This is a genomic window from Blastococcus sp. MG754426, assembly GCF_021699055.1.
Taxonomy (GTDB): Bacteria; Actinomycetota; Actinomycetes; order Mycobacteriales; family Geodermatophilaceae; genus Blastococcus.
Genome location: NZ_SSXC01000043.1, coordinates 16,806 through 34,700, shown reverse-complemented (window position 1 = coordinate 34,700; position 17,895 = coordinate 16,806). Strand labels below are relative to the sequence as shown.

The 17,895-nt window shown below is 75.3% G+C and carries 14 protein-coding genes; 8 read left to right on the top strand and 6 right to left on the bottom strand.

What is annotated here, in order from left to right; genetic code table 11:
- Nucleotides 1–1,459, top strand: a 1,459-nt coding sequence (locus E9549_RS14455; RefSeq protein WP_236827243.1) for an HAD-IC family P-type ATPase, incomplete at its 5' end; no start/stop codon positions are given.
- A gap of 371 nt (nt 1,460–1,830) precedes the next feature.
- Here the strand turns inward: E9549_RS14455 and E9549_RS14450 are convergent.
- Both E9549_RS14450 and E9549_RS14445 read right to left on the bottom strand, forming a co-directional pair.
- The gene (locus E9549_RS14450; protein WP_236827242.1) at nt 1,831–3,252 is read right to left on the bottom strand and encodes a wax ester/triacylglycerol synthase family O-acyltransferase; all 1,422 of its coding nucleotides are present in this window, start codon (nt 3,250–3,252) and stop codon (nt 1,831–1,833) included.
- Nucleotides 3,249–4,772, bottom strand: a complete 1,524-nt coding sequence (locus E9549_RS14445; RefSeq protein WP_236827241.1) for a long-chain fatty acid--CoA ligase — start codon at nt 4,770–4,772, stop codon at nt 3,249–3,251. Before E9549_RS14445 ends, E9549_RS14450 begins: the two co-directional genes overlap by 4 nt.
- Before the next feature lie 247 nt (nt 4,773–5,019).
- Between E9549_RS14445 and E9549_RS14440 the strand changes: the two genes are divergently transcribed.
- From E9549_RS14440 to E9549_RS14410, 7 genes are all read left to right on the top strand, one after another.
- A complete protein-coding gene (locus E9549_RS14440) occupies nt 5,020–5,358 on the top strand; it encodes a hypothetical protein (protein ID WP_236827240.1) in 339 nt (112 codons plus the stop codon).
- A gap of 96 nt (nt 5,359–5,454) precedes the next feature.
- The gene (locus E9549_RS14435) at nt 5,455–6,312 is read left to right on the top strand and encodes a patatin-like phospholipase family protein (RefSeq protein ID WP_236827239.1); all 858 of its coding nucleotides are present in this window, start codon (nt 5,455–5,457) and stop codon (nt 6,310–6,312) included.
- 1 nt (nt 6,313) lies between these two features.
- Nucleotides 6,314–7,357, top strand: coding sequence for a 1-acyl-sn-glycerol-3-phosphate acyltransferase (locus tag E9549_RS14430; protein WP_236827238.1), 1,044 nt, complete (start codon nt 6,314–6,316; stop codon nt 7,355–7,357).
- A gap of 37 nt (nt 7,358–7,394) precedes the next feature.
- The gene (locus tag E9549_RS14425; protein ID WP_236827237.1) at nt 7,395–8,363 is read left to right on the top strand and encodes an MsnO8 family LLM class oxidoreductase; all 969 of its coding nucleotides are present in this window, start codon (nt 7,395–7,397) and stop codon (nt 8,361–8,363) included.
- 113 nt (nt 8,364–8,476) lie between these two features.
- Complete coding sequence (locus E9549_RS14420; RefSeq protein WP_236827236.1) at nt 8,477–9,205, top strand: sulfotransferase; 729 nt, start codon at nt 8,477–8,479, stop codon at nt 9,203–9,205.
- A gap of 128 nt (nt 9,206–9,333) precedes the next feature.
- Entirely contained in the window at nt 9,334–10,893 is a 1,560-nt protein-coding gene (locus tag E9549_RS14415) for a phospholipase D-like domain-containing protein (RefSeq protein WP_236827235.1), read from the top strand.
- Nucleotides 10,894–10,966: 73 nt separating this feature from the next.
- Nucleotides 10,967–11,452, top strand: a complete 486-nt coding sequence (locus tag E9549_RS14410; RefSeq protein WP_236827234.1) for a cupin domain-containing protein — start codon at nt 10,967–10,969, stop codon at nt 11,450–11,452.
- Nucleotides 11,453–11,522: 70 nt separating this feature from the next.
- On the opposite strand, the gene E9549_RS14405 is transcribed toward E9549_RS14410, so the two are convergent.
- The 4 genes from E9549_RS14405 to E9549_RS14390 form a co-directional block, all read right to left on the bottom strand.
- Nucleotides 11,523–12,185, bottom strand: a complete 663-nt coding sequence (locus E9549_RS14405; protein ID WP_236827233.1) for a hypothetical protein — start codon at nt 12,183–12,185, stop codon at nt 11,523–11,525.
- The gene (locus tag E9549_RS14400; RefSeq protein ID WP_236827232.1) at nt 12,182–14,182 is read right to left on the bottom strand and encodes a multicopper oxidase family protein; all 2,001 of its coding nucleotides are present in this window, start codon (nt 14,180–14,182) and stop codon (nt 12,182–12,184) included. The genes E9549_RS14405 and E9549_RS14400 overlap by 4 nt, the downstream gene beginning before the upstream one ends.
- Nucleotides 14,183–14,642: 460 nt before the next feature.
- Complete coding sequence (locus E9549_RS14395) at nt 14,643–16,244, bottom strand: glycosyl hydrolase family 28-related protein (RefSeq protein ID WP_236827231.1); 1,602 nt, start codon at nt 16,242–16,244, stop codon at nt 14,643–14,645.
- 53 nt (nt 16,245–16,297) lie between these two features.
- Nucleotides 16,298–17,788: an exopolysaccharide biosynthesis polyprenyl glycosylphosphotransferase gene (locus E9549_RS14390; RefSeq protein WP_236827230.1), complete on the bottom strand. Its 1,491-nt coding sequence runs from the start codon at nt 17,786–17,788 to the stop codon at nt 16,298–16,300.
- Between the last annotated feature and the right edge of the window lie 107 nt (nt 17,789–17,895).

Sequence of the window (17,895 nt, the reverse complement as noted above, 5' to 3'; positions counted from 1 at the left end):
GCCCAGCACCCAGGTCGCCCCCGCCTCCGTGCGGGCGGGGCTGGGCACCCTGGTGGCCGCGGACGCCGCCAACGCGACGGCGGTCGCCCTGGCCCAGGCGTTCCCGCCCGGCCCGGCCGCGGTGCAGGTCGTACCCTTCTCGTCCGCGCGCAAGTGGTCGGCCGCCCGCACGGAGGCGGGGGCGACCTGGGTGCTGGGCGCGCCCGAGATGGTGCTCCCCTCCGCGGGCCCCGGCGCGGCCGCGACCGCGCGGGCGCGCGCCGACGAGCTGGCCGCGCAGGGACGGCGGGTGCTCCTGCTCGCCTGCTCGCCCGCCGCGCCGGTCGTCTCCGGGGAGGACGCCGCGCTGCCCGGGGAACTCGCACCGGTGGCCCTCGTCGTCATGGCGGAGCACGTCCGGGAGGACGCAGCGGAGGTGCTCGGGTACTTCACCGCGCAGGGCGTCGCGCTCAAGGTGATCTCGGGGGACAACCCGCGCACGGTCGGCGCCGTGGCGGCCGCCGTCGGCGTACCGGGGGTCGCGGGGGCCGCCGACGCGGTGGACGCACGGACGCTGCCCGAGGACGTCGACGAGCTGGGCGCGGTGGTGGAGGACGCGAGCGCCTTCGGCCGGGTGACGCCGCACCAGAAGCGGGCGATGGTGCGGGCCCTGCAGCGGCGCGGGCACGTGGTGGCGATGACGGGTGACGGGGTGAACGACGCGCTGGCCCTGAAGGACGCCGACATCGGGGTGGCCATGGGCAACGGCTCACCGGCCACCCGCGCCGTCGCCCAGCTGGTCCTCCTCGACGGGCGGTTCGCGCACCTGCCCGCCGCGGTGGCCGAGGGACGTCGGGTGATCGCGAACATCGAGCGGGCGGCCAACCTCTTCCTGGTCAAGAACGTCTACTCGCTGGTCATGGCGTTGATCACGGTTGCGACGCTCACCGCGTACCCGCTGGCGCCGGTGCAGCTGACGCTGATCTCGACGGTGACCATCGGGATCCCCGGGTTCTTCCTCGCCCTGCTGCCCAACCGGCGGCGGTACGTGCCGGGCTTCCTCCGCCGCGTGCTCCGCTTCTCGGTCCCCGTCGGGCTGGTCACCGGTGCCGCCGCGTACGGCGGCTACGCGGCCACCCGCTGGCTGGAGCCGGGGGCGGGCGTCGCCGGGGCGCGGACGACGGCGACGCTGGTGGTGGTGACCGTGGCGCTGTGGACCCTCGTCGTCCTGGCCCGGCCGTTCACCGTCGCGAAGACCGCACTGATCGCCGCGATGGCCGGCGTCGCCGCCGTGGTGGTGCTGGTGCCGCCGCTCGGCGAGGGGATCGTGCTGCTGGACCCGTCCCTGCAGGTCGTCCTGGTCGCCGCCGCCGTCGCCGTCCCCGCCGTGGTGCTGGTCGAGCTCGTCGCCCGCGCCGGCGACGTGCCGGCCGTCCAGCCGGGCGGTGGTGCGTCCAGCGCGACGCGGACGAGCGCCTGAGGGTGGTCGTCCGCGCAGACGGTCGCCCGTGCGCGGGCGCGGACCAGCGGCGCGTCGGGGAGCAACGCGCCGGTCCACCCGGTGCGGGCGAGCTCGAGCAGCACCCGCTCCACCGCTTCCCCGGCCCTGATCCGGGCGAGCGCGTCGTCGGTGCGCGTCGCGACGAGGAAGAACGCCTCCCCGGGCGGAGTGCCGTCGGCTGCCGCCTGGCCTGCGGGCGCCGCTCCGCCCGCGGTCACCGGCCGGTGCGCCGGGACGGGCAGGAGCACCGCCTCCTCGGCGGCCGCCGCCTCCCGGAGACCCGCCACGAGAGCCGCCGGGAGCCCACCGGCCACCGGCGGGCGGCCGGCATCGAGGACAGGGCGCAGCGGTCAGGTGCCGTCGGTCGTGGTGCGTCGTGCGGGGTGGGCCCCGGCGGCGGTCACCAGCTCACCGAGGGCCTCCTCGATGCCGCGGGCGAGGGTCCACACGTCGTCGCCGGCGGCCAGGTCGCCCGTGACCCCGAAGGTGACCTGGCCGCAATAGCTGAAGATCGCCACACCGGTCCGCAGCGTCGACGCGATCGGCACGTACGGGACGATCTCCAGCAGTCTCCGCCCGAGGGCGTAGAGCGGGGTCCGGGGCCCCGGCACGTTGGTCGTCACGGTCACCACCGAGCGCTGCGGCAGGTGGGCTGCCCAGCGCACGGGGAGGGCGGCGGCCGGGAACGGCTGCTGCTGCGCCACCTGCAGCACCGCGGCCCCGGCCTCGGCCTCGTGCTCGGCCTTGGCCCGGTCGAGGTGCTGCCGGACGGCGACCAGCCGTTCCACCGGGTCGGCGAGGTGCACCGGCAGCTCGGGCAGGAGCAGCGACACCTCGTTGTCCCGAACGTCCTCGGTGCCGGGCCGCCGCACCGACACGGGGACCAGGGTCCGGACGGCGTGCTCGGTGGGCAGCTCCCCGCGGGAGAGCAGCAGCCGCCGGAAGCCGCCGGTGACGGCGGCGAGCACGACGTCGTTGAACGTGCCGCCGAGCGCCGCGCGCACCGCGCCGACCTGCTCGGTGCTGGCCCGCCCGAAGGCGAACCGCCGGTGGGCGGAGGGCGGCCCGGAGAGCGACGACGCGGCAGCGGGCCGGAGCGCCCCGGCGAGCGCGGTCAACCCCCTGGCCGCCGCACCGGCGGCGTGCAGGACGGCCGTGGGGTGGCGGAGCGCCGCGGTGAGCGCACGGGCCTGCCGCAGCGGGAGCTGCGCGGCGTCGAGGGCAGCTGCGGCGGTGAGCTCGAGCGCCGTGGGCTCCGGTGCGGGGTGCCAGTCGTCGGGGACCGGTGCGCGTGGCTCCGGGGTCTGGTCGAGGATGACCCGGTACAGGTCGGTCCCCGAGACGCCGTCGACCATGCAGTGGTGGACCTTGGAGATCAGCGCCCAGCGGTCCCCGGCGAGCCCCTCGACGAGCCAGTACTCCCAGAGCGGCCGGTCGCGGTCCAGGCGCGCGGACATGACCCGGCCCATGAGGACGGCCAGCTCCTCGTCCCCACCGGGGGAGGGCAGCGCGGTGCGACGCAGGTGGTATCCGAGGTCGAAGCCGGGGTCGTCGACCCAGACGGGTGGCCCGAGGTCCAGCGGCACCTCCCGCGCCTTCTGCCGGTACCGGGGGACCAGGGGCAGCCGGCCGGCGATCATCCGCTCGAACTCGCCCGCCCCCGGGGGCGGGCCCTCGAACACGGCGATCGAGGCGATGGCCAGCGAGGCCTCCGGCTCCTCGTCCTCGGCCTCGAGGAAGGCCGCGTCGAGGGGGTTCATCCGGTCGGTCACGGGGTCAGCTCCCGCTTGAGGATCTTGCCCGTGGCGTTCACCGGCAGCTGGTCCCGGAACTCGACCGACCGGGGGTACTTGTAGGAGGCCAGCCGCTCCCTCGCCCAGCCGACCAGCTCCTCCTCGGTGGCCCGCCGGCCCGGACGCAGGGCGACGAAGGCCTTCACCTCCTGCCCGAGCCGCTCGTCGGGCACGCCGACCACCGCCGCGGCCGCGACGGCGGGGTGGCCGTACAGCACGTCCTCCACCTCGCGCGGGTAGACGTTGTAGCCCCCGCGGATGATCAGGTCCTTCTTCCGGTCGACGACGAAGAAGAAACCGTCCTCGTCGACGTAACCCAGGTCGCCGGTGTGGAACCAGCCGCCGGCCATCGCCTGCGCGGTCGCCTCCGGGTGGCCGTGGTAGCCCTTCATCACGTTCACGCCGCGGACGACGATCTCGCCGACGTGCTCCCGCCCGGGTGGCAGCGGCCGGTCCTGGGCGTCCCGGACCTCGACCTCGACGCCGTAGATCGGCTTGCCGACGCTGTAGACCCGCCGCTCCTCGGCGCTGACGTTGAACGTCGTCGTGGACGCCGTCTCCGACAGGCCGTAGCCCTCCAGGATCACCACGCCGAACTCGCGCTCGAACTCGTCGATCACCTCCGCCGGCAGCGGCGCGCCGCCGGAGACGCCCACGCGGAGGGCGGAGAGGTCGTAGGCCTCGCGCCCGGGGTGCTGCAGGAGCGCCACGTACATCGTCGGCACGCCCTCGAAGATCGTCACCCGGTCGCGCTGCATCACCTCGAGCGCCTTCGCGGGCTCGAACCGCGTCACCAGCGACATGGTCGCCCCGAACCGCACGCAGACGTCGAGGATGCTGGAGAGGCCGAAGACGTGGAACAGCGGGAGCACGACCAGCACCACGTCGTCGTCGCGGATGCCGAACAACCGGCCCGGCGTGTCGGCGTTCATGAACAGCTGGAAGTGGGTGAGCTCCGCGCCCTTGGGCCGGCCGGTCGTGCCCGCCGTGTAGACGATCACGGCGGTGTCACCCGGATCGCCCTGGTGCATCGGTGGCCGCCCCTCGACCGGCGTCGCGAGCAGCTGGTCGAAGGGCCGGCCCGCGGTGGCCGGCGGGAATCCCGGCAGGTCGAGGACGAACAGCTCGTGGACCCCGGCGTCCGCCGCTCCCTTGGCCGCCTCCTCCGCGGAGCCGGCCCAGGTGATCAGCGTCCGGGCGCCGGAGTCGCCGAGGACGAAGCCGACCTCGCCGGCCTTGAACAGCACGTTCACCGGGACGACGACACCGCCGGCCTTGAGGATGCCGAAGTAGGCGATCACGAACTGCGGCACGTTGGGCAGCTGCAGGGCCACCCGGTCCCCGGGAGCCAGCCCCCGGGCCCGCAGGCCGGCGGCCAGGCGGTCGGACGCGGCGTCGAGCTGGGCGTAGGTCACCCGGCCCGAGTCCAGGAGCAGGGCGGGTTTGCCGGGGAAGCTGCGGGCCGCCTCCCGGAGCACGAGTGCCAGGTTCAGGGTCATGGGTTCCTCCTCGCCGGGGCCTGGGTCCGACTGTCCGGGAGCGGAGGCAGGCGGGCATCGGCCGGAAGGCGGTGGAGGGGTGGGTCTTCCGGCCCTCGGGCCCGGTACCGCACGCGCTCGTCGTGCCGGAGGGGGCCGGCCCGCGGCCGGGTGGGACCGGTGGCCCCGGGCGGGGGGACCTTGCGCCCTCCCGCGGGCCGCCGCTGCGGCCGACCGTGGAGCGCACCTACAGCCTCGGGGAGGCGTGATGAGCACCGCGAGCGGGTCGCCGCAGGCGTCGGGACCCCGTCGGCGGCGGGACACCGATCCGCTGCAGATGACCGAGCACGAGAAGCGCGTGGCCGAGTGGGAGGCCCGGCACGACGTCGCGGCCCGCGGCCACCGGGCCGCACCAGACGTCCTGCAGCACTACCTGGCCCGCGAGCGGCTCACCCACGCCGAGCGGCCCGGGCACCGCGAGCGGTCCGCGCCGTCCGAGCGGTCGCAGCGCCCCGCCGGGACCGACGGGCACGGCGAAGGGCCCCGGCCGGCGCCGCGGACGGGAACCCGCGGGTGGTGGCGGCGCCTGTTCAGCCGCAGCGGCTGAGCGGAGCGCGCCCGCCTGCGGGGCCGGTGGGCCGTGCACGGCGGAGGGCCCGGCGCCGGCATGCCACGGGCGGGGTGCGGGTGACACGATGCCGGCATGGCATCGCCGGGAACCGCCGGGCAGGGGAGGACGGCGTTCGTCCTCGGGGGCGGCGGGGTGCTGGGTGCGGCCGAGGTCGGCATGCTGCAGGCGCTCGTGGAGGCCGGGATCCGGCCCGACCTGGTGGTGGGGACGTCGGTGGGCGCGATCAACGGGGCGCTCCTCGCCGCCGACCCGACGCCGGGGGCGGTGGGCCGGCTGCGCGCGGTGTGGGAGGACGTCGCCGAGCGCGGTGTCTTCGCAGGGTCGGTGCTGGCCCGCCTGGGCACCCTGGTGCGCACCCGCACCCACCTGCACCCGCGTGAACCGCTGCGCGATCTGCTGGAGGAGCACCTGCCCGTGCGGAGCTTCGGCGAGCTCACCATCCCGTTCCAGTGCGTCGCCTCGAGCATCGAGCGGGCCGCCGAGCACTGGTTCACCGAGGGCCCGCTGGTGGATGCGGTGCTCGCCTCCTGCGCCGTCCCCGGGCTGCTGCCGGCGGTCGAGATCGACGGGGAGCACTACCTGGACGGCGGGCTGGTGCACAGCATCCCGGTCGGCCGGGCGGTCGCTCTCGGGGCCGAGACGATCTACGTGCTGCACGTCGGCCGGATCGACCGGCCGCTGCGGCCCCCGGCCCGCCCGTGGGACGTGGGGCTGGTGGCCTTCGAGATCGCCCGCCGGCACCGGTTCGCCGCCGACCTGGCCGCGCTGCCCCCGGGGGTGACGGCGCACGTGCTGCCCTCGGGCGGAGCCGCACCGTTCGGCACCGCCGACCTGCGCTACCGCGACTTCTCCGCCGTCCCCTCGCGGATCGAGCGGGCCTACACGGCGGCGCGGGAGTACCTGGGGCGCGCCGGCGCCGGGACGGTCTGAGGTGCTGCCCCCGCGCCGGGTGCGCCGGTTCACCGGTCCGCTGCTGGTCGTCGCGCTCGTGGCCGCCGTCCTGCTGCTGCCCGTGCTCGTGCCGGTGGCGGCCGTCGCCTCGCTGTGGCTACCGGGGCACTGGCGCGGACTGCGGCTGCTCTGCCTGGCGCTGGCCTACCTCGCGCTGCAGGTCGCCGGCCTCGTGGCCGCCGGCGCGCTCTGGGTGCTCAGCGGGTTCGGTCGCCGGCTGGGCGGCCCGTGGTCCCGCGCGGCCCACTACACGGTGCTGCGGCTGCTGCTCGACGGGTTCATGCGGATCGCGCGGCGGCTCCTCGCGCTCCGGCTGGTCACCGACGGCGAGTCGTGGTCACCGCTGGACGACGGGCTCCCCGGTTCGACCAACGCCATGGTGGTGCTGTCCCGGCACGCCGGCCCCGGCGACTCGTTCCTGCTCGTGCACACGCTGATGGACCGCGACCACCTGCGCCGGCCGCGGATCGTGCTCAAGGACGTGCTGCAGCTGGACCCGGTGATCGACGTCTACCTCAACCGGCTGCCCAACCACTTCGTGCCGGCCGACCAGGCGGGTGGCTACAGCTCGGAGCAGGCGATCGGCGACCTGGCCCGTGACCTGGGCGAGGAGGACGCGCTGCTGATCTTCCCGGAGGGCGCGAACTTCACGACCCGCCGCCGCAGCCGCGCCATCCACCGGCTGCGCGAGCGCGGGCTGCTGGCGGCGGTGCGGCGGGCCGAGGAGATGCGGCACGTGCTGCCGCCCCGGCCCGCCGGGGTGGCCGCGGCCCTCGGCGCCGCGCCGCACGCCGACGTCGTCTTCGTGGCGCACACCGGGCTGGAGCACCTGAACACCCCGCGCGACGTCTGGCGCGGCCTCCCTCTCGACAAGACCCTGCACCTGCGCTGGTGGTTCGTCCCGGCCGCGGAGATCCCCCGCGACGCCGCCGAGCAGGTCGACTGGCTCTACCGGTGGTGGGAGACCATCGACGCATGGGTCGCCACCACGTCGGCAGCGGAGCAGGGCGCGGCCGGGGCGTAGCGGAAGCCGGGCGGGTGGTCGCCGGTTGCACCCCGGCGTGAGGCTCTCGCTGCTCGACCGCTCCCGGACGCGTGCCGGCCACCCCGAGGCGGCGGCGCTGCGGCACACGGTGGCGCGGGCGGTCGGGGCGGAACGGCTGGGCTACCACCGCTTCTGGGTGGCCGAGCACCACGGCGTGCCGGGCATCGCCTCGGGCGCTCCGGCGGTGCTGCTCGCGGCCGTCGGCGCGGCCACGTCGGGTATCCGGCTCGGGTCGGGCGGGGTGATGCTGCCCAACCACCAGCCGCTCGTGGTGGCCGAGCAGTTCCTCGTGCTGGCCGCCCTGCACCCCGGCCGGGTCGACCTCGGGGTGGGCCGCTCGCTCGGGTTCACCGCGCCGGTGCGCCGGGCGCTGCGCCGCACCGGCGAGGAGCCCGACACCTTCGCCGAGGACGTCGCCGAGCTGCGGGGGTACCTGGAGCGGACCGGGCAGGTCACCGCCCGGCCGGTCACGGGAGAGCCGGTCCCGCTCTCGGTGCTGGCGACCGGCCGGGGCGTCGGCGTCGCCGCCGCGCTCGGGCTCCCGCTGGTGCTGGGCGGTCCCGTGCTCGACCGGCCCGAGCTCGCGGACGTGCTCGCGGGCTACCGGCGCGACTTCCGCCCGCACGGTGACAGCCGCCCCCACGTCACGGTCTCGCTCGACGTCCTGGTCGCCGACACCGACCGGGAGGCCCGCGAGCTGGCGCTGCCCGAGGTGTGGGCGATGGTGCGCTCGCGGCGCACCGGCGTGTTCGACGTCCTGGAGCCGGTCGGGGAGATCCGGGGGCGGCGCTGGGACGACCTGGACGCGCGCCGGGTGGAGCAGGGCCTCGCGGCCGCGACCGCCGGCCGGCCGGCGTCGGTGCGGCGTCGCCTCGAGCAGCTCGCCGAGCGCACGGGCGCCGACGAGCTGCTCGCCAGCGGCGCGACCTACGACCGGGCGGCGCTGGCCGCCTCGGACGCCGCGCTGGCTGCCCTGCTGCGCTGACCCGCGACGTCGTCCCGGTCGGCCGGAGCCCGGCCGCCTGGCCAGGTCGTGGCCTCGAGCGTCTCCACCGACCGCCCGCGACGGGCACGGCACGGGAACCGGGAGGGTGCGCGGTGCGGCGGGTCTTCGTGGTGGGCTGCCCGCGGTCGGGCACCACGCTGCTGCAGTCGTTCCTGGCGGCGCACCCGCAGGTCCACTCCTTGCCCGAGACGCACGTCTTCCACGAGCTCCGCACACCGGGCGGGGTCCGGCGGGCGGTGGGGCTCGCCGCGGCCGGGACGAGCCGGCGGCTCGACGACGTCGCCGGCTGGCTGGGCACCCGCCGGCGCCGTCCCGTGCTCCCGACGGTGCGCGGCCACGGCGCCGCCTTCGTCGCGATGGCCGACGCCGCCGCGCGCGAGCGGGGCGCGGACACGTGGGTGGAGAAGACCCCGGCCACCCTCTACGCCCTGGACCTGGTCGAGCAGCTGGTGCCGGGCGCGCAGGTGGTGCACGTCGTGCGCGACGGCGTCGACGTGGTGGCGAGCCTGTGCGCCGTCGCGGAGGCGGCGCCGGCCGCGCTCTGCGCGGACCTCGGCCTCCCGTGCACCGACGAGATGGTCACCGGGCGGGCCGCCGCGGCCGGCGGGCTGGTCAAGGACGTCGAGCACTGGAAGTCGGACAACACCGGGCCGCTGCGCGACGGGGCGGGGCGGCGCGCCCGCGAGGTCGTCGACGGCCCGACGCCCCGGCACGTCCGGTCACAAGTCGCCGCCGTGCCGGTCGAGGAGCTCACCGGCGGCCGCGGGCCGTCCGGCTGCGGGTGCGCCGTCCCGACCGACTCGGGACGCCGGTCGTCGTGACCGGGTGGGGTTCGGCGGCCGCGACGGCCGTCCCTGCCCGCCGCTGACCGCTGCCCGACGGCCGGACACGCCACCCGGGAGGAGGTGGGGCGCTGGTCCCCGCGGGGCACGACGGGCACACTGCCCGTGTGAGAGGCGGCGAGGCGAGCACGGATCCCGGCATCGCACTCCCGGAGCCGGACGGGGACGGCGGGAGCACGGCACCGGGGGCACCGCTGCTGATCCCCGGCGAGACCTGCTGGCGCATCGAGCGCGCCACCCGGTTCGCCATCTTCGTGGACGCGGCCGGGTACTTCGCGACCCTCAAGCGGGCGGTGCTGTGCGCCGAGCGCCGGGTGCTCTTCATCGGCTGGGACTTCGACCCGCGCATCCGGCTCGACCCGCTCGGCGGCGGGCGGCCCGAGGAGGACCGCCTGGGTGCCGTGCTCGAGCGGGCGGTGGAGCGCAACCCCGCCCTGGAGATCGGGGTGCTGCAGTGGGACCTCGGCATGCTGCGCGCCCTCGGCCGGGGGCTGGCGCCGATCGTGCTGCTGGACCGGCGCGCCCCCGATCGCCTGACCTTCGCCGTCGACACCCACCACCCCGTGGGCGGGGCCCACCACCAGAAGATCGTGGTGATCGACGACTCGCTCGCGTTCGCCGGCGGCATCGACGTGACCGCCGACCGCTGGGACACCTCCGACCACGCCGACGACAACCCCGACCGGTGCCGCCCCGTCAACGGTCGCGGCACCGGCAGGCCCACCGGGCCGTGGCACGACGCGACCAGCATCATGACCGGCCCCGCCGCCCGGGCCGTCGCCGAGCTGGCCCGCGAGCGGTGGGAGAGCGGGACGGGGGAGCGGCTCGAGGAGCTCGAGGAGGTGCCGGACTGCTGGCCCGAGGGGGTCGAGCCGCTGCTCACCGACGTCGACGTGGCCATCTCGCGCACCCGGCCGGAGCACGGTGGCACGCCCCTGGTGCACGAGGTCGAGCTGCTGTGGCTGGCCGTCATCGCCGCCGCCCGGCGGTCGCTCTACGTGGAGAGCCAGTACTTCGCCAGCCGGCGGATCGCCGAGGCCGTCGCCGAGCGGCTCCGCGAGGCCGACGGCCCGGACGTGGTCGTCGTCAACCCGTGGACCGCCGACGGGTGGCTCTCGGAGAAGGCGATGGGCACCGCACGCGCCGCTGCCCTGGAGATCCTGCGCGAGGCCGACGTGCACGACCGGTTCCGGCTGTACACCCCGGTGACCGAGCAGCGCGCGCACATCTACGTGCACGCGAAGGTGACCGTGGTCGACGACCGCCTGCTGCGCATCGGGTCGAGCAACGTCAACAACCGCTCCATGGGGCTGGACACCGAGTGCGACCTGGCGATCGAGGCGGTGGAGGGGGAGCCGGGCGCCGAGGGGATCGCGGCCACCATCAGCGGCTTCCGGGACCGGCTGCTCGCCGAGCACCTCGGCTGCACGGCCGAGCAGGTCGCCGCCGCGATCCAGGGCACCGGCTCGCTGGTGCGGGGCATCGAGCAGCTGCGCCGGCCGAGCGGGCGGTCGCTGGTGCCCTTCGAGCCGCCCGAGCTCGGCCCCGCCGACCGGGCGCTCGGGGAGTCGGAGGTGATGGACCCGGAGAAGACGCCGAACCGCTGGCGCCGGGTCGAGCGGTTCTTCGCCCGCCGCCGGCGCCCGCGCGGCCGCACCCGCGCCTGAGGCACACGCGCCTGAGGCACCGCATCGTCGTGACCGGCGGCGGCCGGCCCCGCACCGGGAGACAGGAGCCACCGTGTCGCTGCACCGGCACTACCCACCGGACCTCGACCGCGGCACCACGGGCGAGGTGAGCGCCTGGCTGCGCCCCGCGGGCGGTGAGCCCGACACCACCTCGGCGAACGGGGTGACGTGCGAGTTCCTCGCCACCGGGGCGGAGACGGGTGGGCGGTTCGGCCTGTACCGGTGGACCTTCGGGCAGGAGGAGTCGGGCCCGGCCGCCCACGTCCACCGTGCCGTCTCCGAGCAGTTCCACGTGCTCTCCGGGCGGGTGAGCCTCTACGACGGGCGGTCCTGGAGAGACGCCGAGGCCGGGGACTTCCTCTACGTGCCCGAGGGGGGCATCCACGGGTTCCGCGGCGGTGCGCACGCCACGATGCTGCTCATGTTCGCGCCGGGCGGGCCGCGCGAGGAGTACTTCGAGACCCTGGCGCGGGGTGAGCGGATGGCCCCGGAGGAGCGCGCGGAGTTCGTGCTCCGCCACGACACCGACCGGGTCTGATCCGCCGGCACCGAGCGGGCCCGTCCCCGCTCGGGAACGGGCCCCTGCCGGCGGTGGGCGTCGACGGCGATCAGGCGAGGACGCCGGTGAACCAGAGCACCCAGGCGAGGCAGCCCAGGACGAGCACCGCGTCGACGGTGCGCCTCCGCCAGGCGGCCGGCTGGAGGGCGGCGAGCGCGGCGACCAGGAGGAGCTCTGCGGCGACGGCGGCCTGGCCGACGAACCCCGGAGCGTGCCGGGCCCCGCCGACCTCACCGTCCATGGCGACCGGACCGGGCGTGCTGATCGCCACGCCCTCGGAGAGGTCGACCCCGGTCACCGGGTCGAACCCGGGAAGGTGCGCCGCATCGCCGTGCCCGCCGTGCGCCGCGGGATCGTGGACCGCGAAGGCGTCGAGCAGGCTGGTCGTGTGGGCGACGAGGTAGAGCCCGATCAGCCCCACGGTGCCGGCCAGGGCCAGCGTGACCAGGCGCGGGCCGGGCCGGATGTCCGTCCAGCTGCTCAGCAGCAACCATGCGGCCAGCCCGAGCTGGGCCAGCCCGGTGAGCAGGAAGAAGCCGACCGCCAGCTCGCCGGCCTCCAGGTGGTCCACCGCGGCGACGAGGTGCAGGCCGCCGGCCACCGCGGCCCCGAGCGCGCCGGCCCGCAGCCACCGCGCGACCCGCCGGCCGTGCCCCCGCCCCGGGGGCGAGACCACCGCGGGCCGCGCCGCGGTCACCGCCGCCGTGCTCACGGCGTGCCGTCCGTCGTGCCCGTGGGGGCCGGCTCGGTGGTGGTGGACGCGGCCGACCCGGTGGCGGTCGGTTCCGTCGTCGCCGTCGGCTCCGCGGTCGCCGTGGCCGCCGGCTCGGTCGTGGCCGCCGGCTCGGTCGTGGCCGTCGGCTCGGTCGTCGTCTCCACCGTGTCGGTGGTCTCGACGGTCTCCGTGGTCTCGGGCGCGACGGGCTCCTCCGCCGGCGCCTCCTGCGGCACCAGCGGCGGCGCGGGCAGCGGCTGGGGAGGATCGGTGCGGATGGAGTCGCAGTCGATGTCGTGGTGACCCACCTGGTACTGGACCATCATGTCGTGGTCCTCGTGCGAGAGGTTGTGGCAGTGGATCATGTACCGGCCGTCCTCGTGCTCGAAGCGCATGAGCAGCCGGACGATCTCGTTCTCGCCCACGTAGACGACGTCCTTGGGTCCGCGCTCCTCGGGCCGCGGGGGCGCCGTGACGCCGGTCTCGGTGTTCGTGCGGCTGAGCACCTTGAAGTCGATCAGGTGGATGTGCAGCGGGTGGAACCAGCCGCCGGAGTCGTTCTCCACGTCCCAGATCTCGATGGCGTCCCGTTCCACCGAGGCGAAGAGCAGCTCGTAGTTGGACCGCACGACGTCGTCCCACGTCTTCTCGTTGATCTGCCACAGGCCGTTGCCCCGGTCCAGCTCCATCTTCCGGACCGCCGACCGGTCGGCGGCCTTCAGGGTCATCACGGGGTGCGGCGCCCCGAGGACGTTGGGGGAGAGGTTGCCGTCGAAGCTCGTCACGCCGCGGCCCACCTCGAACTGCATGATCTTGCCGGTGTGGTCGAAGTCGCGGGCGTTCTCGACGCCGTCGTTGAGCAGCTGGACCTTGGCGCCCTTGAGGTCCTTGAAGTCCAGGATGAACTCCAGGCGCTCCGCCATGCCGATGGTGAACTCGGTGACGGTCTGGGCGAACTGCATGAAGCCGCCGTCGGTCGCGATGATCTTGAACGGCATGCCGTTGCTCATCCGGAGCCGGTAGCCGCGTGCCAGTGAGCCGTTCAGCATCCGGAACCGGTACTTGCGCGGCTCGACCTTCATGTTCGGCCACGGCACCCCGTTGACCAGGATCACGTCGCCGTAGACCCCGGACTCGCTGTCGTCGTCGAACAGCAGCTGGCCGTCCTCGGTGAACATGACGTCGCTGAGGATCAGCGGGAACTCGTACTGCGGCTTGCCCTCCGCGGCCTTCTGCCGGTCCCAGCGCGGGATGCCGAGGCTCTTCTCCAGCTCCTCGTCGACGACGTGGTACTGCGCGGCGAGACCCATGTAGACGTTCTGCGCGGTGTGGTGCACCCCGTGGTCGTGGTACCAGAGCGTCCGGGGCGTGCAGCTGTTCGGATACTGGTAGTTCTTCCACTCGCCCGGGTTGGTCAGGTCGCCGGCGTAGCCGTCGTACTGCGGCTTGGAGGGGGAGCCGTGCAGGTGCGTCGAGGTCCACGGGACGTAGTTCAGGGTGGGGTGGCGCCGGGGCAGCTCGTTGAGCACCTGCATGACCGTGCGCCGGGGGATCTTGCGGCCCGGGTTGTCGGGATCGGGCTGCAGGTAGGTGCGGATCGTCGGGCCGGGGACCGAGCGGTTGTAGCCCCACATCTTGGTCCACATGCCGGGGATCAGCTGGACCTGCACGTTGGTCTGGGTGATGCGGTAGTAGTCGGTGCCCAGGTACTCCGTCCCGAGGATCGGCTCGCCCGGGTAGTGGCTGTTGCCCGGCACCTGCACGTAGTCGTCGGGCACGTGGCCGAAGACGTTGCTCCGCACGTCGTCCCGGACGGCCGGCTCCAGCACGGGCGGGGCCTTGAACGCCCGGGTGTACGGCGTGGGCATCTTGCTCTCGTCGAGCTCGGACGCGGAGGCACCCGACACGACCCCCTGCAGGGGGAGGGCCATCGCGGCGGCGCCGGCCGCGGACAGCTTCAGGACGTCGCGTCGGTTCAGGCTGGGCGTTTCCATCGGTACCGCTCCTCGGCAGATCCGCTGTGTTCGGCGGAAATGCTTCTCGCGCGGCCACACCCGCCACAGCCGAAGCGAGGGGGAGGAGCATCCCACCATTTGGGGGGTCCATTGCGGAAACGCCCGGGACCTTTTACCGACTGCAGTCGTCACCTGCCCCTGCGTGGGGTGTTGCGCGACGCCCGACGTCCTGACCAGCGGTGACGACCGCTGCAGGGCGGACCCGGGCGCCCTTCCGGACGAATGGGTTCGACAGGGAAATGGCGTGACGGATCGTCGCCATCGATGGACGAAAAGTGATCGACCGGTGTGAACGAGTGGCCCGGAATTGTTCCGGAATTGTCCGGGATGGTGCCGGCAGGGGCCGGCGCCCGGCCGAGGGGTCCGCGGGCAGCCCGCGCGCACCGGCCGGGACGGCCTGCACCGTGCCGCCGGTCGGGGCCGGCTCCCGGTGCGGCGGTCAGGCGCCGGTGTTGCCCTCGAGAGCGGCGCCGGACGCGCGGTCGGTCACCGGCTCCAGGTGGCTGATCCCGGTGAAGTCGTTGCCCTCGATGACGACGTCGGTCGCGGTGGGCGACACCCGGATCGCCCGCGCGGTCGAGGCGGCGCCGGTGTCCTCGAAGACCGAGCCGGTCACCCGGGCCCCGGCGACGCCGAGCAGGTCGAGGGCCCAGAGGCTCTCGAGGTCGGTGAACCGGCAGTCCTCCACGGACAGCGCGGTCACCGGGTTCGCCGGTCCGACCACCAGCAGGCGCTTGCCGGGGGCGCCGACGAAGGTGCAGTCGTGGAAGCGCGGCTGGTCCGTGCCGTCGACCACGACGCTCGTCGGTGCGGCCCCCGACGGGGCGGTGAAGGTGCAGCCGTCGAAGGTCAGCCGGCTGATGTTCGGGCCACCCACCCGCACCGGGCTGTTCACGGCGTCGATGACGTCGGTGCGCGTGAAGGTCACGTCGCGGATCGCGCCCCGCGACGCCGGGTCGGTCTGCACCCGGATCTCCTGGGTGGAGGCGTCCGCGGCCTGGGACATGTCGATCGTGCAGTCGGTGAAGGAGAGCCGCTCGATCGCCCCCCGGCTGTGGGTGTTCTTGACGACGATGCCCCGGTTGACGGCCGAGCCGTGGCAGTCCTGGAACGAGCAGTCCACCACCGAGGCGTCCATGTCGGTCGTGCCGGGCTCCCCGCCGGTGAACTCGAGCAGCGCGACCATGAAGCGGCTGGCCGAGCTCGCGCCGGTGCACCCGACGAAGCGGCCGCCGGTGATGCTCTGGTTGTAGAGCGTCGGCTCGGCCTCCGGGTTGCCGATCGGCACGAACTGGAGGCAGTCGTCGCCGGACTCGACGTGGCAGCCGGTGCCGAGGAAGTCGGCGCCGCCGATGACCCTGATGCCGCCGGTCCCGAACTCCGGGGCGCTGCCGCGGACGGTGATCCCGTCGATGCGGCCGCGGTCGCCGGCGAACATGACCGCCTGCCCGCCGGCGTAGGTGTCGATGGTGATGTCGGCGATCGTCACGTCGTCGCCGTAGAGGGCGAGCACCACGCCGGTCATGCCGTGGTCCCGCGCGCCGATCGTTCCCGGCCCGGTGATCCGCACCTCGTTCGACTTCACCGCGAAGTCGGCGTTCCGCAGGAAGGCGTCGGTCATCCCGGGGGGCGCGGCCCAGTCCTTCACCAGCCGGGCACGCCGGGCCAGGTGCAGGTCGACGCCGGAGCGCAGCAGCAGCCCGGCCGTGCACCGGTAGGTGCCGGCGGGGACGTAGGCCACGCGCCCGCGCCGCGCCGAGGCGTCGAGCAGGCGCTGCAGGGCGCGCGTGTCGTCCTCCCGGCCGTCGCCCTCGGCGCCGTAGTCCCGCGCGTCCAGGACGTCGTCGTCGTCCCCGCGCGGGACCAGCGCCGGTGCGCCGGCCGGCGCCGACCCGGAGGAGGTGAGGCCGGCCAGCAGCGGGGAGGCCAGGCCGGCGCCGCCCAGCAGCAGGAGCCCTCGCCGGCTCAGGGAGGGACCGGCCGGCCGGGCGGGGGTGTCCGTGGTGCCGGGGGCCCCGGCGTCGGGGTGGTGGTGGCGCATGGGTCTCTCGTCTCGGACGGTGCGCCGGCCGCCGCCGGCGCGCGCGGATGCGGCTAGCAGTTGGCGACCGTGCGGACCGCCGTGCGGAAGGCCTGCCTCTGCACGGCGGCCACGGTGCGGATCAGGATGACGACGTCGCGCCAGAGCGACCACTGCTCGATGTAGGCGTTGTCGAACCGGGCGCGCTCCTCGATGGAGGTGTCCCCGCGCAGGCCGTGGACCTGCGCCCAGCCGGTGAGGCCGACGGTCAGCCGGTGGCGGTCGCGGTAGCCGTGCACCGAGTCGGCGAAGCGGGCGGCGTACGCGCACTCCTCGGGCCGCGGGCCCACCAGGGACATGTCGCCGCGCAGGATGTTCCACAGCTGGGGCAGCTCGTCCAGGCTCGTGCGGCGCAGCACGGTCCCGATGCGGGTCTGCCGCTGCTCGACGTCGACCTGCCGGGCGTGCATGGTGCTCCGCGTCGAGCCGGCCGCCACCGGCGTCTCCTCCGCGGCGACCCGCAGGGTGCGGAACTTGAGCATCTCGATCCGGGCGCCGTCCTGCCCGGTGCGCGGCTGCCGGAACAGCACCGGGCCGGGGCTGCTGACGCGCACCGCGAGGGCGAGCAGGCCCAGCACCGGCGCGAGCAGGGCCAGCGCGGCACCCGAGACGGCGACGTCGATGAGCCGCTTCACCCGCCGGGCGCCGCGGCGCAGCGCGGCCCGGCGGACCCGGTGCAGGGGGATGCCCCACAGGTCCTCGACGTCGGGGCCGCCGGGCGCCATGCCGACGTCGAAGAAGCGCGGCACGACGTAGACCTCGATGTCGCGCAGCGCGGCGCTGCGGACCAGGTCGACCAGTCCGGCCTCGCGGGTGGGGCCGTAGGCGACGACGACCTTGCGCACCCCGTAGGCGTCCAGGACCAGGTCCAGGTCGTCCAGGCGCCCGAGCGGCTCCCGCTCGTCGAGGGGGCTGCCGTCGCTGAGGTAGCCGATGCCGCGGAGGCCGAGCTCCGGGTGCTCCCGCATCGTCGCCAGCAGCTCCATGCCCAGCCGGCCTCCGCCCACGACGAGGGTCGGGTCCTCCACGGCCCGGCGGCGGCGCGCGCCGCGCACGACCGCGTAGCCCAGGCCGCGGCCCACCACCAGGCACGGCACCGCCCACGCCGCGTGGACGGCCACGCCCGCCACGGCGGAGGAGGCGACGGGCGCGACGAGCAGCAGCGCCACGCCCAGCCGGGGGAGGAGGCGGGGGGCCTCGTCGAGGACGGAGAGGGTGATCCGCGGGTGGTGGGCGCCGGTGGCGGCCAGCACCAGCAGCGCGACGACGGCGAAGACGGCGCCGGCGCCGCCCAGCCACGCCATCGGCAGGGCCAGTGCGGCGGCGTCCACGGCGAGCAGGCCGGCGCGGACGGGCGCCGTCCGGTCGCGGAGCTCCCGCTCGGGCAGGTGCAGGTCCCCCGCTGCGCCCCGCCACGAGGGCGCGGTGCGGGCGTCGACGTGCGACCGCGGCCGCGGGACACCGGGCAGCCCGGCCCGCCCCTCCTGGTACGAGACCTCGGTCATCGCGCCCCCGTCTCCGTCGTCGTGCGCACAGACTCGGTGGGTGGTGGTGCCGGGGACAGGTCCACGCGTGGGGGGCGCCCACCCCCCAAATCGTGGGGTGGCGCAAC